Genomic DNA, 13,840 nt, shown 5'->3' with positions numbered 1-13,840 from the left:
CGGAGGCAAACAATGACAGAAGCGCCATCCATGTCAGCAGGGTCAGCAGGGGCAGAAACCTCGGCGGCGACCGACGGCCTGATGCTCCACCCGGGCGACGGCGACCGCATCACGATCGGCGGACTCCGGATCGAGGTGAAGGTCTCCGCCAAGGACGCCCGGCTGAACTCGGCGTTCGAGGTCGTCGTCCCCCCGGGCTTCGACGTCGGGGCCCACCGCCACGACCACGGCGAGGAACTCTTCTACGTCCTGGAAGGCGAGCTCGACCTGCTCGCATTCGAACCGGACAGCACCACCGACAACAACTGGCGCGCATGGCGCTCCCGCGACGGCCGCTCCGTACTGCGGGCAGGCCCCGGCAGCATGATCTTCGTACCGCCCGGCTGCCCGCACGCCTTCGCCAACCCGACCGACACCGAAGCCAGAATGCTGTTCCTGTCCTTCCCGGCCGGCCACGAGGACTACCTCCGCGAACTGTCCGCCCTCGTCAACAACCAGTCCGGCCCCGAAGCCATCGTCGCCCTGCGCAAACGCCACGGCATCGAACAGCTCACCACCATCGCAGCCTGACGGCAGCACGCCACCAGTACGGCAGCACGCCACCCGGCAGGCAGCGCCGGCCCACCGGTCCGGGGCTGACCGCCGACCCGGACAACACGAAGGCCCAGCTCGGGGATCGACTCCTGAGCTGGGCCTTTGTCTGTGGGGCGGGTGACGGGAATCGAACCCGCGCTCCGCGCTCGGTCCGCCTTCTCGCCGCTCGCCTGCGCGGAGGGTCAGGCCGACCCGGGTGCGCCGAGCATCGCGGACGCCCTCTGGAGCGGGCTGAGGCCGGGCGCGGCCATCTCCGCCTGGGCGGCTTGGACGGGGGCGGTGTGGCAGGTGAAGCCGAGGCGGGTCATGGCCCGCAGGACTTCGGCGGCGGTGAAGTCGCGGCGGTCCTGGCGGGTGATCACCTGGCCCACCTGTTTGAGGGGGTACTGGCGGCGGCCGATGGTCACGGACTCGCCGGTGACCGGTTCGGGCCGGACGGCCTGCATCGATTGCTGTACCCCGGCCTTGGTCAGGTCGAAGGGGAAGCGGGCGATGACACAGCGCATGAGACCTCGCAGGATGGGGGTGGGAAGGCCGGGCCGGGGGGAGCCGGTTCGACGGGACAGGGGCGCTTACGCGGCCGTGTCGGCCGCCCGGGGCGAAGCGAAGGGGGCGCTGCCACCGGGGATCTCACGAAGGCGGGCCTGGTCGGTGTACGTGGAACCGGCGCGGACGGCGGCGAGTTGGGCCTGGGTGACCACACGGGTTCCCTGACCGTCGTCGTCGCAGACGAGCAGGCGTTCCGTACGGGCGCCGGCCATGACGGACAGGGCCACTTCGACGGTCATGTCGTCCCAGACCCGGGGCCCGGCGGCGTCCGTGGCCGCGGTGTCGGAGGGGGCGGGGGTCGCCGGGTGGGGGCGTAGCTGAACCGTTCTCACAAGGTACCTCCTGCGGAGCTGGGACCGATGCCCTGTTCACGAACGATGTTCACGCCGCCACGTTGCGCACCGGCTGCCGCTGGGCTGCTCGGCGTGTGGCCTGCGCGGTGCGGCTGCGCCGGCCGCGCCGGGCGGCACCGCCGTGTCGGGAGGGCTCGGCCGGGGTGACGAGGGTGACGGGAATTCCGGAGGGGGCCTGGGCACCGGTGATGCGGTGCAGTGCGTCCTCTCCTGAGCGGACCCGGGTGGACTGCGCGGTGATGCCGGCGTCGGTCATCAGGCGGTCCATCGCGCGGCGCTGGTTGGGCAGGACCAGGGTGACGACGCTGCCGGAGGCGCCGGCGCGGGCCGTGCGACCGCCGCGGTGCAGGTAGTCCTTGTGGTCGTTGGGCGGATCGACGTTGACGACGAGGTCGAGGTCCTCGACGTGGATGCCGCGGGCGGCGACGTTCGTGGCCACCAGTACCGTGACATGCCCGGCCTTGAACTGGGCCAGCGTCCGGGTGCGCTGTGGCTGGGTCTTGCCCCCGTGCAGGGCGGCGGCACGGACGCCGCTGCCGAGCAGGTGCCGGGTGAGCTTGTCGACGGCGTGCTTGGTGTCCAGGAACATGATCGACCGGCCTTCGCGGGCGGCGATCTCGGTGACGGCGGCGTGCTTGTCAGCGCCGTGGACGTGCAGCAGGTGGTGTTCCATCGTGGTGACCGCGCCGGCCGTGGGGTCGACGGAGTGGACCACCGGATCGGTGAGGTAGCGCCGGACCAGGAGGTCGACGTTGCGGTCCAGGGTGGCGGAGAACAGCATCCGCTGCCCTTCGGGCCTGACCTGGTCGAGCAGCGCGGTGACCTGCGGCATGAAGCCCATGTCGGCCATCTGGTCGGCCTCGTCCAGCACGGTGATGCCGACCTGGTTCAGCCGGCAGTCCCCGCGCTCGATGAGGTCTTTGAGCCTGCCGGGCGTGGCGACGACGACTTCGGCGCCGTCGCGCAACGCGCCTGCCTGGCGGCCGATCGACATCCCGCCGACGACGGTCGCCAGCCGCAGCCGGACGGAGCGGGCGTAAGGGGTGAGCGCGTCGGTGACCTGCTGCGCGAGTTCCCGGGTGGGGACGAGGACGAGTGCGAGGGGCTGCCGGGGTTCGGCGCGCTGTCCGGCGGTACGGGCCAGCAGCGCGAGGCCGAAGGCCAGCGTCTTGCCGGAACCGGTCCGCCCACGGCCGAGCACGTCACGGCCGGCGAGGGTGTTCGGCAGGGTCGCGCCCTGGATCGGGAACGGCACCCGCATTCCCTGCGAGCTCAGCTCTTCGAGCAGTCGCCGGGGCATGTCGAGATCGGCGAACGCCTGGGCGGCGGGCAGCGCCGGAGTCGTCGTCTTCGGGGGAGCGAACTCGCCGTGTACAGCGGCGGGCCGGCGACCGTGACCGGCTGCGCGGGAGCGGGACGATCGGTCGTTCGTGCGTGTGCGGTTCATACGGAACCTCCTTGGCGCGGCGCGTACCAAGGAATTCCCACAGCAGAAGAGCAACGCAGGGAATCGCGAGAACGAGCCGAAATGGATACAGGAATACAAGTGCGACGCAGGGAAAGAAGCGAGGGACTGTCGCTGGAACACGTCGGGTGGTTCCGGCGGAGACACGCTTCGGCGTCCTGTCCGGTCCTGTGCGTGCCGGGCCCGGGCAGCGGGCTGCCGACCGGGTGACGAGGGCCGATCCGGCGGAACCGCCGGACACCGGCCCGTCGCGGCGCTGCGCCGCGCCGCATCGCCCTCTGACGACGAGAGGGCTGCGGGTAACGAGCAGGGGCCCGCACCCCGAAGTGCGGGCCCCTGCTCGTACGGTGCGCGATCAGGCGGGAACGATGTTCTCGGCCGTCGGGCCCTTCTGGCCCTGCGCGATGTCGAAGTTCACCTTCTGGCCTTCGAGCAGCTCGCGGAAACCCTGGGCGGCGATGTTCGAGTAGTGGGCGAACACGTCAGCGCCGCCACCGTCCTGCTCGATGAAGCCGAAACCCTTTTCCGCGTTGAACCACTTCACGGTGCCAGATGCCATGTCAATTCTCCTTCGGGGCAGTGCCCGGTATCCGCACTGTGCCGATACCGTGTCGCTGCGATGATTGCCCCATTCGGAAAAAGACCGAGAATAACGAGAGGGCTCCGCACGGCTGATGCGCCGGTGAAGAGCACTCGAAGTTTTTGGGAACCACAACTGCAACTGGGATCGACAGTACCACGCCGATGACGGAAACAGATAGTGGGAAATTCCATCAGATGCGCCGCGGGAAATGTTTTCACGGCGCCCCGTCTGTATTTCTCATTCCGCGGGCACAGGTATGGTGCGAACCCGGCCGAAAGGCCCGTGCGGAGCATCGGGGGCCGCCGGGGGTCCGGCCGGGCGGTCCGGCCGGCCGGCGGGTGCCGGGGCGAGGCCGGCCCTGGAGCGGCCGGGGCGGGAGTCAGCCGCCGTCCGTGCGGCGGGCCTCGCCGGCGGGGTGGCGCAGTTGTTCGTTGATGCGCTGCGCCTCTTCGAGCTGGTCTTCGAGGATGATGATGCGGCAGGCGGCCTCTATCGGGGTGCCCTGGTCGACGAGCTCGCGGGCGCGGGCGGCGATGCGTAGCTGGTAGCGGGAGTAGCGGCGGTGGCCGCCCTCGGAGCGCAGCGGGGTGATCAGGCGGTGTTCGCCGAGGGCGCGCAGGAAGGCCGGGGTGGTGTCGAGCATCGCCGCGGCGCGGCCCATGGTGTACGCGGGGTAGTCGTCGTCGTCGAGAGGGCCGGCGGGGCTGAGGGATTTTTCTTCTGTCACTTTCACCTCTTGTGTTTCACACATCGAGGGGCCCTGGTGCCGTACGGCACCAGGGCCCCGAGGGGACTTCAACACCATCTGCCGGCCGACTGTGGGCCGGCTTTGTGTATCCGCATCCCACTGCCCGGAAAGGGGCGTGGGGCGTGCGGGGATCGCGGATGCGTGACCGGGGACCACCTGTCCTTTCGGGGCCTGCGGTACCCGGGCGGATCCTTCCTCGCCCGGGCGATCCTGATGGCGTCTGCCTCCTTTTTCTTCCTGCTGGTCACCTTGCCGGTACTGCGGACCGTGCGGTTCGGTCACGACCCCTGGGGGCCGTCGGCCCGGCAGTCAGCGGCGGAACCCTTGTACGCACTTCCGGCCCCGCCACTCCACTGCCGAGCCGCACTGCTGGCACGGCCTGCGCGGCGGTTCGCCTCTGCCGCGCCGTTCTTCGACTTCTGGCTACGTGCCCAACCATAACGCCGAGACCCCGCAATGTCTACTGTGGCCGCTACAGGTTTCCGGGCGCTGACGCATCAGGATCCTGGGAGCCGCCGGCATCGCAAAGGTAGGGGAGGCAGGTCCTTCCCACCCGGGCGCCCCGCCGACGGATCCGGTCTCGCGCCGTGCTCAGCCGGCCGGACCTGCCGACGGCGGACCACCGGCTGTTCTGTCATGTCTACGGCCTGGCGGAGCCGGCGGCGAGGGCGTGTTCCTGTGCCTCGTCGAGCAGGTCCCGCAGCCTTGACGTGGTGGGGGCGACGGCGGTGGCGAGGAGGGCCGGGCCGTCGGCCGGCGGGGCGAGGACGGCGCACCCGTTCTTGGTGCCTTCGCCGAGGAGGACGGGGGCTTGTCGGGTGTCGAGGCGTGGGTCCACGACCAGGAGCTGGCCGACGGCGCGGTGCCCGTTCAGGACGGCCGGGCCGTCCCAGCCGGGTTCCGGGGCCCCGTACGCCGTGTGCTGGTCGAGGAGTGGGCGCCCGGCGCGGTGGACCAGGAGCCGGCTGACGAGATGGCCCGGTTCCTCGTCGGCCCGGCCCAGGAGCAGCTCCTCCCGCAGGACCAGTCGTGCGGTGGCGGCGAGTGCGACCGTGCACGTCTGGCGCAGGTTGCTGCCGGCGGCGCTGATCAGGGGCTTGGGCAACCAGCGCAGCCGGGCGTGTTCTCCGGCGGTGAGGCGGACGTCGTAGGTGGCCGCGTCGGTGGTGGGGCCGCGCAGGGCGAGCGTGGCGGCCGCCGTGGTGACCTCCAGCTCGGCCCGGTCCTCGGCGGTGATGTCGAGGGTGAGCCGGTCGCCGCCGAGCGGGGCGCTCATCGCCCCGAGGATGCCCACCGTGGCGGCGTTTCCGGCGGTGTGCATGCTCCGCAGGTGGAAGGGGCCGTCGCTGTGCAATTGCGGGAGGGTGGTGACGCGTCCGTTGTGCGCGGCACGGATCCGGGCCGTGGCGCGTACGCCGTGCGGGTGTCCGGCGGGCTCCTGGGCACCGGCCGGGGGGACGTCAGGGGCGGACGCTGCCCGCCGCGCGGGAGCGAGTTGAGCGGGCGGGGTCATACGGCTGCCTCGGCGCGCCACTGCGCGAGGTGGCCGGTGACCCAGTCGGCGACCTCACGGATGCCGTCGTCGGAGGTGAGGCTGGTGAAGACGACGGGCAGGTCCCCGCGCTGTCGCCGCGCGTCGACAGCCATGGTGTCCAGGTCGGCGCCGACGTACGGGGCGAGATCGGTCTTGTTGACGATGAGGAGGTCGGCGGTGGTGATGCCGGGGCCGCCCTTGCGGGGGATGTCGTCGCCGCTGGCCACATCGATGACGAAGATCTGCACGTCGACCAGGCCCCTGGAGAAGGTGGCGGTCAGGTTGTCGCCACCGGACTCGACGAGCACGAGATCGAGGGGCCGGTGGGTCTCTTCCAACTGCTCGACGGCTTCCAGGTTCGCGGAGATGTCGTCGCGGATCGCGGTATGCGGGCAGGCGCCGGTCTCGACGGCGGTGATGCGCTCGGCCGGCAGGACGGCTTCGCGGCGCAGGTACTCGGCGTCCTCGCGCGTATAGATGTCGTTGGTGACGGCGGCGATCTGCCACTGGTCGCGCAGGGTGCGGCAGAGCGCGGCGACGGTGGCCGTCTTGCCGGAGCCGACCGGGCCGCCCAGCCCGACCCGGAGGGCACGGCGGCTGCCGTCGGGGCGGAGCGGCTCGGCGCTGTGCGTGTGCCGCCGGGGAAAGATCTCAGCGTGGTCGAGGTGCATGTCGACTCCGGTCTGCGGGGGGATTCGGGTCAGGAGGCGAAGAGGCGGACGGCCCAGGCGGCGTGCTGCTCTCCGGTGATGTCCGACAGGGGGGCGGAGGCCGACGGGAGGGCGTCGAGCCCCTCGGTCACCGCGCGGTGCGCGGCGTCGGCCGCGGCCTGGGCGACGGCATCGGTCTCGGGGCCGAGACGGGCCAGCAGCCCGGAGGCGCTGAGCGGGTCGAGGCTCAGCAGGCGCACGGCCGCGGTGGCCGGCCCGCTGATGTTCTCGTACGCGGCGGCCTGGGCGGCGTCCACCGGGGCGAGGCCGGCGGCGCGGGCGGCGAGACCCAGAACGATGGGCTGGTGGGCGCCCCGGGGACGCGCGACGGCCAGTGCTTCGAGAGCGGCCGAGGGGAAGGTGGCGCGGGCCGCGCGCATCATCTGCCGGCCGAGCCTGCGGGCGACGGCACGCAGCGCGGGGGCGGGGGTGCGCGCGTCGGCGGCGGCGTCGAGCAACAACGGGTCATGTCCGGCGGCGGCCGCGGCGGCCAGTCCGGCCGTCGTCAGACCGGTCGTGTGCAGACGCCCACGGCAGAACGCCTCCAGGCCGGCGGTGTCGTGTACGGATCCATGGGCGACCGCGGCCTCGACGCCGCCGGAGTGGGCGTGCCCACCGGCGGGGAAGCGGCCGTCGGCCAGGAGGAGCAGGGCTGCGCGGCTCATCGGCGAGCGGCCGCCTTTCACAGGGACACGGGACGGGTGATGGTGAGGCGGTCCTGGCGGGCGTACCGGGCTGGACCGGAGCCCGACCGGAGCAGTGGCGCCACCGGTCGGACGGAGGCCGGATCAGAACAGGAAGTACCGCTGCGCCATGGGAACCTGGTCGACGTAGGAGCGCGGGACGATCGCACCGTTGAGCATGGTGGGGGAGTCCCCCGTCGTCTCGCCGCCGAGGTTGACCTCGAAGCTGTTGTGGTCCACGTCGAGTTGCCGCGGCAGCACGCCGTTCAGCCTCATGTGACCCTTCGTGAGACCCCGGGTGTCCTTGATGTCGACGAACACCTTGTTGAGTGCGAGGCCCTTCTGTGTCGTCTGGTACTCGCCCCTTTGCCCGGTGGTCTCGTAACGGGTGTTCAACGCGTCGGCCACGCCCGGGGCGGCGAAGTTCACCGAGTTGCGCCCCGGGGCGCGCCCGGTGGAGCCCCAGACCGGCCGTGGCTGGTAGGGCTGCGGTGTCGTGATCGAGGCGTTGGCGTCGCCGTTCTGCGCGTAGGCGAGCTGGCCGCCCTTGAGGACCGCGTGCATCTTGACGCCGAAGAACTTCGGCTCCCACAGCACCAGGTCCGCCCGCTTCTCCGGACCCGCTTCCACCGAACCGACATAGTCGTCGATACCGTGCGTGATCGCCGGGTTGATCGTGTACTTGGCGACGTACCGGCGTACCCGGTAGTTGTCGTTCGGCTCCGTCGTGGCGGCCCGGTGCTTGTGCTTCGTGTCGCGGGTCGGGTTCGCCGAGATGTTCGCGTACGCCAGGTCCTGCGGCAGCGTGCCGTAACGGGACTTCATCACGTGCGCGGTCTGCCACGTCCGCATGATCATCTCGCCGATGCGCCCCATCGCCTGGGCGTCCGAGGACATCATCGAGATGGCCCCCATGTCGTGGAGAAGGTCCTCCGCCGCCATGGTGGACGGGCGGATGCGGGAATCCGCGTAGGCCAGGTCCGCCGGCAGGTCCGGGTTGAGGTGGTGCGCGACGACCAGCATGTCGATGTGCTCCTTGACGGTGTTGACCGTCAGGGGCCGGGTGGGGTTGGTCGAGGCGGGCAGCACCCGCGGGTTCTTGACCAGCTCGATCATGTCCGGGGCATGGCCCCCGCCGGCGCCTTCGACATGGAAGACATGGATGGTCTGGTGGTGGAAAGCTTTTTCGGTGTCCTCCAGGAAGCCGGACTCATTCATCGAGTCGGCGTGCAGGGCGACCTGGACCCCGAGGTCCTTGCAGGCATCCAGAGCACTCTTGATCACGGCGGGTGTGGCGCCCCAGTCCTCGTGCACCTTGAAGCCGATGGCGCCGGCGCGCACCTGCTCCTCCAGGGCCTGCTTGCTCATCGTGCTGCCCTTGCCGAGCAGACCGATGTTGACCGGGTAGTCGTCCAGGGCCTCGAAGAGCTTGGTCAGGTGCCACGCGCCCGGGTTCACGGTGGTGGCGGTGCTGCCCGCGGCGGGGCCTGTGCCTCCGCCGATGAGCGTGGTCACGCCGGAGGCCAGGGCCTCGTGGACCTCCTCGGGGCAGACGAAGTGCACGTGGGTGTCGACAGCGCCCGCGGTGAGGATCTTGCCGTTGCCGGAGATGACCTCGGTGCTCGGGCCGACCACGAAGTTCTCCGGCGTCGGCGGCGTCGGTTCCGGGGGCATGGGCGTCACCGGCGTCGTCGGTGGGGGCTTCGGCGGGGCCTCGATCTTCGCGATTCGCCGCGGCTTCTCGAAATGCGTGATCGGATCCATGGTCTCGGGGTTGTACGCCTTGCCGATGGCCTGGATCCTGCCGTCCCTGATGCCGATGTCGGCCTTGACCACACCCCACCAGTCGATGATCAGTGCCCCCGTGATGACGGTGTCCACGGGATTCTTCTTCGCGTCGTCGTACTGGTCCCTTGCGATGTGGGACATGCCCATCGACTCGCGGATCACCTTCCCGCCGCCGAAGAGCATCTCGTTGCCGCTGTACTTCGGACCGCCGCTCCAGTCGGCTTCGATCTCGACGACGAGGTCGGTGTCGGCGAGGCGGACCCGGTCCTTGGTGGTGGGCCCGTAGCGAGCGGTGTAGTCCGCCCGCGTCAGCAGGTTGTTCGTCCTCGTCGGCTTTCTCTGCGTCGGCGGCACCGGCAGGTTCGGCGGTCCCGCCGAACTGGGCTGCTTCCCTGCCGGGGCCGCCGCTGACCCCGGTGCGTCCTGCGGAGCCACCTTCATGGCGGTGTTCTCGGCCGTCCGCTCCGGTGCGTCCGCCATCAGACGGTCCCCTCGCGCAGTCCCAGAATCGCCTTGGTGTCGGTCTTGGCCCGGCCCCCGAACGTGACCAGCTCGACGCAGCACTCGTCGCCCGGTTCGAACCGTACGGACGAGCCCGCGGAGATGTTGAGGCGTCGCCCCATCGCGTCGGCGCAGTTCGTGAGCTCCACCTGCGTGCCCTGAGCGGTGATCACCTTGAGGCCGGGGTTGATCTCGGCGAAGTGGTAGTGGGAGCCGACCTGGATGGGGCGGTCTGAGGTGTTCTTGACCTTGATCGTCTTCAGGTCGTCCTGCAGGTTGCCCTGGGTGAGGGGCTTGCCCTGCACGTTCTCGTTGAACGCGATCGCTTCGTGCCACACCGCACGGTCGTCGCACTGCTCGCAGCAGTAGGCCGACCTGCCGGCGTGACAGCCGGCCGGGCAGTCCGGGGTGCGAGGCGGCCGGGGGTGTTCGATCTTGCCCGGGTGGAGCGCCGGCTCCTCGGCGGCCTCCGGGAAGGGGTCGTGGATCGTGGCCAGCTTGGTGCCGTCCGGGAAGGTGGCCTCCACCTGGACGACCGGAATCATCTCCGGGACGCCGTCCATCACGTCGTCCCGGGTGAGCAGCCGTCGGCCCGTGTCCATGACCTCGCCGACCGTCTTCCCCTTGCGGGCCTCTTCGAGGACATGGCCGGTCAACAGCGCCACGGCCTCCGGGTAGTTGAGTCGCAGTCCCTGTTCACGGCGCTTCGCTGCCACGTCCGCTGCGACGTGAAGGAGCAGGCGCTCCTGCTCATGCGGAGTCAAGTGCACGATGGCTCGTCTCTGTGGGGCGGATGATGCTGCGACCGGGCACGTCAAGGTCACGGACAACGTTTCCCCGGAGGACGGCGGGCGCTCTCCGATCATCGGGCGGGACCGAACGGCGGGACCATCGAAGTGCTGATGCTCCACACCATCTGGTGAATCTCCGGGAATAGGCCGTTGACACACCGCGAAAACGAAAAGGCACGGTTTTGGCGACGCGGGCGAATTTCGCGAAACGGGGCAGCTTCCCGGGGCTCCGCCGATCGCTCCGGTACGTCTCACAGGCGACGTGTTGCGCGGGAACGAATTGCGGCACGAGGGCCGACGGCGCTGCGGAGAGCGGCAGCAGTCGTTCCGGTTCCGGGAGGAAAGTGTCCGAAAGGTGTATCAGCCGAGGACCGTCGCCAGAATCGTTGCGTAGAAGGTGAGGTAGGCCAGTACCGAGAGGGGGAGGGCGGTCAGGAGGGTCAGGACGCGTTCCCGGAGGGTGCGGCCCATGAGCAGCGCCACGAGGACCAGAACGGCGAGGCAGGCCCATGCCTGGGGGACGTAGTGCAGGACCCGGGCGTAGTGGATCGCCTCCATGCCGAAAACGCCCGCGAGGGCGGCGAGGCCGACAACGCGGCGGCGCGGGCTGATGCCACGCCACCAAGAGCCCGCCACCGCGAACAGGGGGCCGGCGAGGAACGCCATGCCCAGCCAGACGAGGGGAGCGAGCAGAGAGCCCATGCCGTCGCGCGCGACCTCCGCGTAACCGTAGTAACCGACGACGAGACCGGACTCGGCGCACAGCCCCGCGACGGCGGTCGCGGCCAGGCTGACCCGCCGGGCCGACAGCGCGCCCGCGGCGAACGCGGCGACGGACCAGACCGCGCCGGAGTTGGTGATCTGGTTCCAGGCCCCCGGAAGCCACCCCTGGGCCAGGTTGGTCAGCACGCCGAGAAGGAGCCCTCCGGCACACGCCGACACCGTGGCGCAAACCCAGGTTCTTCCGCTCGTGCGGGGCACCGAGGCGGTGACAGGGGACGCGTTCATGGTGGTGCTCACTGTCTCTTCCGAGGGCTGCGAGGCTCACGCCCCTTGGTGCAGTGACAAGGACGTACCGGGCCGGCGACGCGTTGCCTCGACCTGCCCGGACCGGCTCCACCAATGGGGTAATCGCCCTGAGTTCTCGGAATGGGGAAATCGAGGTGAGCACTTCCCGGTTCGCGCCTGAGCGGGTGTCAGTTCCTCTCGGAGCTTCCCGTCGCACCCGCAGCAAATGCCGGACGCAATGCGGCAAAGGCCTTCCCGTGACCATCGCGACCTGACGGGCGCCCCGGCCGCCGGGATGCGGCGCGCGCATTTACTGCGGCGGTGCCGAAAGGACGGAGCGGGACCGCACCAAGACGCTCCCCGGGCTATTCGCCCCCGGCCGGTGCCCCTGCTTCGAGGCACGAAAAGGCCACGCGCCTCACACCGGCCTGGACAACAAACAAGTCCCGGGCCGTTGACCCGGGACTTCGTCATGGAGCGGGTGACGGGAATCGAACCCGCGCTCTGAGCTTGGGAATCACGGGAGATCTGGGACCGCCAGTGTCGTTGACCTGCAGCGACGGCCGCGAGTGAGGCTCGGCCAGAACCCTCGCTGAGCCCGTTGTTCACCGCAGTTCCCCGGCCTACCGGGCACGCATCGGGCACGGCTGCATGGCAGCATTTTTAAGGGAGTCTGGGGCGCCTGACGCGCAGCCAGCGCCGTGATTCCTCACCGGGCGGTGCGATGCCGAGGGCTCTCTCAACGTAGAGACTTCGTTCCTTACTCAGCAAGGTGATCGCTTCGCCTATCGCCTTCGGCTCCCATGATCGTTTCAGTTCCTTCGCGCTCTCAGGCGGAACCACTAGGCCTTCCAGTGTCTTGATTGCCTGCTCGACCTCCCCCTTACCCTCGAAGGGTGGCAGCGCCGCCACCTCGATACGGGCCCGGCCGATTGTGTCCAAGATGGGTAGGACGTAGGGCTCTCTCTCGTCGTAATCCGTGACGTCGATGTCGCCTGACCGCACGATGTAGCGGTTCGCTGCGTCGGCCGCCTGAATCAGGTGGTCCAAAGCCGCAGCAAAGCGAGCCTCGCTCAGCTTGGCTACTTCAAGCCGCGCCTCCCAGTGGATCCGATCACGGGCAACCCCACGCTGGGTCCAACGTGTGACACCGGCGACTATGAGTGCCGCCCCGCTGGTGAAGAGCGGGCCGGCGACGGCTATCGAAGAGAGGTCCATGCGAAGCATGTTGCCGGATTGCCGGGCTCTCAGAGTGACGCGCCAAGCCTGTGACCAGCGGATGCATCATTACCATGTCGCCTGACCTGCGGCTGAGTCGTCATCGACTGTCTTTGTTGGTCATCACTGAGTACCCCCGCACGGCCCAGGGACGGTCCGGACGGGGCGCTGGCTGCTGCTCGTTGCGGACTACCGGCAGGGCGGTCCGTGGGCGCTGCGCCGCTGCCTGGACGCCTGTCCCCGGGTAGCTGTAGACGGAATCGGTCGGACTGGTTGCGGCACCTCACTGCTGTACAGCGCGGTTAGTGACAGCCTGAGAACGTCGCCGGGATCTCACGGGCTAGGCCTCCTGGCTTCGCCACGCATCCCGCAGGAAGTGGATCAGGCTTCATCGTGGCCCAGTGAACGGGCTGACCTACCGCTTCTTGATTTCGGATCTCGCACCGAGCCTGAAACAGGTGGTACCGGCACAGCCTGACGTCTGCAAGGGGGTCAACGGCCCGATACGGACATCCATCGTCACCTTCGACGTATCCACATCGCGCGATGGCTTGCCCGTGTTCATCCTTTGCGATCACGACAACTCAACGAATCGCTCGCCTGTCTAGCCGTAGGCCGCCTGGGTGATCCCCGCAGACGCACTGACCCTGAACCCACCACTCGTCCAGACTTCCGTCCCGTCTGCCGTCGGCCCACATACCGTGGCGTGAGGCCGGTCCCTGGGACTTAGTGAGTCGCCGCGGCGGGGTGATGGCTCGGTCCGTAGGCGCGGCACGCTCATGGGCCACGACGGCGCCGCGTCGAGTGGAACGCCTGTGGACCTTCGCCACATCGCGGCAGCAGCTGCTCCCCCTTAACCAAGGATCGGAGCCCGGTCCGTTCACGCTGCGGCATCTGTGACGGCGACGGTACGGCGCCCAGCTCCGGCCGGCCGTTGTGCCCGGAGTGCCCAGCGTCCCCAATCCCGCCTCTCCCGTAGCCTGCCTGCCTCTACAGGACTACGGCCTATGGGGCGGTCGGCAGCGCGCCCGTCACGTAAACCGCTCACCGCTTCCGCCTCCACCTTCACCACTTCTCATCTGCACCCTTCCCGCCTCCCCCGGGGCTCCCCGCCGGGCCTGCCCTCCTGGACCATGGGCTCTGGTGCCGCTGCTCGGCTCGTCCTGGTGGTGGGCGCCTGCGGCCTGGTCATGCGGGGCGGGTATCGCGGGTGGTGGTGTTGGCTGGTGGGGTGTTTGCTCGTTCCGGCGCTGCTTTTGGGCGGGGCAAAGCGTGTGCGAAGCACCCCGTGGCATCGTCAGGTGGCGCGGGGCCG

At 69.7% G+C, this 13,840-nt stretch carries 14 protein-coding genes and 1 pseudogene; 2 read left to right on the top strand and 13 right to left on the bottom strand.

Features of this window, described 5'->3' with window-relative positions; all coding sequences use genetic code 11:
• Positions 1 to 30 precede the first annotated feature (30 nt).
• Positions 31 to 570, top strand: a complete 540-nt coding sequence (locus ACZ4QV_RS32675; RefSeq protein ID WP_361157422.1) for a cupin domain-containing protein — start codon at positions 31 to 33, stop codon at positions 568 to 570.
• 206 nt (positions 571 to 776) lie between these two features.
• On the opposite strand, the gene ACZ4QV_RS32670 is transcribed toward ACZ4QV_RS32675, so the two are convergent.
• The 13 genes and pseudogenes from ACZ4QV_RS32670 to ACZ4QV_RS32610 form a co-directional block, all read right to left on the bottom strand.
• Complete coding sequence (locus tag ACZ4QV_RS32670; RefSeq protein ID WP_361157419.1) at positions 777 to 1,100, bottom strand: SCO5918 family protein; 324 nt, start codon at positions 1,098 to 1,100, stop codon at positions 777 to 779.
• Between the two features lie 66 nt (positions 1,101 to 1,166).
• Positions 1,167 to 1,475, bottom strand: a complete 309-nt coding sequence (locus ACZ4QV_RS32665; protein WP_361157416.1) for a CBS domain-containing protein — start codon at positions 1,473 to 1,475, stop codon at positions 1,167 to 1,169.
• 49 nt (positions 1,476 to 1,524) lie between these two features.
• Positions 1,525 to 2,943: a DEAD/DEAH box helicase gene (locus ACZ4QV_RS32660; RefSeq protein ID WP_361157413.1), complete on the bottom strand. Its 1,419-nt coding sequence runs from the start codon at positions 2,941 to 2,943 to the stop codon at positions 1,525 to 1,527.
• Between the two features lie 373 nt (positions 2,944 to 3,316).
• Positions 3,317 to 3,520 (bottom strand): cold-shock protein, encoded by a 204-nt coding sequence (locus ACZ4QV_RS32655; protein ID WP_028810498.1) that lies wholly within the window; start codon positions 3,518 to 3,520, stop codon positions 3,317 to 3,319.
• A gap of 403 nt (positions 3,521 to 3,923) precedes the next feature.
• Positions 3,924 to 4,205: a MerR family transcriptional regulator gene (locus ACZ4QV_RS32650; RefSeq protein ID WP_467763788.1), complete on the bottom strand. Its 282-nt coding sequence runs from the start codon at positions 4,203 to 4,205 to the stop codon at positions 3,924 to 3,926.
• Between the two features lie 727 nt (positions 4,206 to 4,932).
• Complete coding sequence (locus ACZ4QV_RS32645; protein ID WP_361581103.1) at positions 4,933 to 5,805, bottom strand: urease accessory protein UreD; 873 nt, start codon at positions 5,803 to 5,805, stop codon at positions 4,933 to 4,935.
• On the bottom strand, positions 5,802 to 6,497 hold the full coding sequence (gene ureG / locus ACZ4QV_RS32640) for an urease accessory protein UreG (RefSeq protein ID WP_361157405.1): 696 nt from the start codon (positions 6,495 to 6,497) through the stop codon (positions 5,802 to 5,804). The genes ACZ4QV_RS32645 and ureG overlap by 4 nt, the downstream gene beginning before the upstream one ends.
• Positions 6,498 to 6,526: 29 nt before the next feature.
• Complete coding sequence (locus ACZ4QV_RS32635; protein WP_361616756.1) at positions 6,527 to 7,201, bottom strand: urease accessory protein UreF; 675 nt, start codon at positions 7,199 to 7,201, stop codon at positions 6,527 to 6,529.
• Between the two features lie 123 nt (positions 7,202 to 7,324).
• Positions 7,325 to 9,487 (bottom strand): urease subunit alpha, encoded by a 2,163-nt coding sequence (locus ACZ4QV_RS32630; protein WP_361616753.1) that lies wholly within the window; start codon positions 9,485 to 9,487, stop codon positions 7,325 to 7,327.
• Positions 9,487 to 9,813, bottom strand: a complete 327-nt coding sequence (locus ACZ4QV_RS32625; RefSeq protein WP_361616783.1) for an urease subunit beta — start codon at positions 9,811 to 9,813, stop codon at positions 9,487 to 9,489. Before ACZ4QV_RS32625 ends, ACZ4QV_RS32630 begins: the two co-directional genes overlap by 1 nt.
• 171 nt (positions 9,814 to 9,984) lie before the next feature.
• Positions 9,985 to 10,278, bottom strand: a pseudogene (locus ACZ4QV_RS32620) (urease subunit gamma); the annotation flags it as partial.
• Positions 10,279 to 10,659: 381 nt separating this feature from the next.
• Positions 10,660 to 11,307 carry a DUF6518 family protein gene (locus ACZ4QV_RS32615; protein WP_361616751.1) on the bottom strand — a complete coding sequence of 216 codons (648 nt, stop codon included), beginning with the start codon at positions 11,305 to 11,307 and terminating at the stop codon, positions 10,660 to 10,662.
• Positions 11,308 to 11,970: 663 nt separating this feature from the next.
• Positions 11,971 to 12,525 (bottom strand): hypothetical protein, encoded by a 555-nt coding sequence (locus ACZ4QV_RS32610; protein ID WP_361639871.1) that lies wholly within the window; start codon positions 12,523 to 12,525, stop codon positions 11,971 to 11,973.
• Between the two features lie 401 nt (positions 12,526 to 12,926).
• Here ACZ4QV_RS32610 and ACZ4QV_RS32605 point away from each other — a divergent pair, with 401 nt between their 5' ends.
• Complete coding sequence (locus ACZ4QV_RS32605) at positions 12,927 to 13,133, top strand: hypothetical protein (protein WP_361639873.1); 207 nt, start codon at positions 12,927 to 12,929, stop codon at positions 13,131 to 13,133.
• The last annotated feature ends 707 nt before the right edge of the window (positions 13,134 to 13,840 follow it).

It is taken from the genome of Streptomyces sp. NPDC026394 (genome assembly GCF_055567735.1).
This window is presented reverse-complemented; position numbering and strand designations above follow the sequence as displayed.

Excerpts from the sequence above, each read along its gene's own strand:
- ACZ4QV_RS32660 (WP_361157413.1), bottom strand. The coding sequence starts at position 2,943 with ATGAACCGCACACGCACGAACGACCGATCGTCCCGCTCCCGCGCAGCC.
- ACZ4QV_RS32610 (WP_361639871.1), bottom strand. The coding sequence starts at position 12,525 with ATGGACCTCTCTTCGATAGCCGTCGCCGGCCCGCTCTTCACCAGCGGG.
- ACZ4QV_RS32670 (WP_361157419.1), bottom strand. The coding sequence starts at position 1,100 with ATGCGCTGTGTCATCGCCCGCTTCCCCTTCGACCTGACCAAGGCCGGG.
- ACZ4QV_RS32675 (WP_361157422.1), top strand. The coding sequence starts at position 31 with ATGTCAGCAGGGTCAGCAGGGGCAGAAACCTCGGCGGCGACCGACGGC.
- ACZ4QV_RS32650 (WP_467763788.1), bottom strand. The coding sequence starts at position 4,205 with ATGGGCCGCGCCGCGGCGATGCTCGACACCACCCCGGCCTTCCTGCGC.
- ACZ4QV_RS32630 (WP_361616753.1), bottom strand. The coding sequence starts at position 9,487 with ATGGCGGACGCACCGGAGCGGACGGCCGAGAACACCGCCATGAAGGTG.
- ACZ4QV_RS32635 (WP_361616756.1), bottom strand. The coding sequence starts at position 7,201 with ATGAGCCGCGCAGCCCTGCTCCTCCTGGCCGACGGCCGCTTCCCCGCC.
- ACZ4QV_RS32615 (WP_361616751.1), bottom strand. The coding sequence starts at position 11,307 with ATGAACGCGTCCCCTGTCACCGCCTCGGTGCCCCGCACGAGCGGAAGA.
- ureG (WP_361157405.1), bottom strand. The coding sequence starts at position 6,497 with ATGCACCTCGACCACGCTGAGATCTTTCCCCGGCGGCACACGCACAGC.
- ACZ4QV_RS32655 (WP_028810498.1), bottom strand. The coding sequence starts at position 3,520 with ATGGCATCTGGCACCGTGAAGTGGTTCAACGCGGAAAAGGGTTTCGGC.
- ACZ4QV_RS32645 (WP_361581103.1), bottom strand. The coding sequence starts at position 5,805 with ATGACCCCGCCCGCTCAACTCGCTCCCGCGCGGCGGGCAGCGTCCGCC.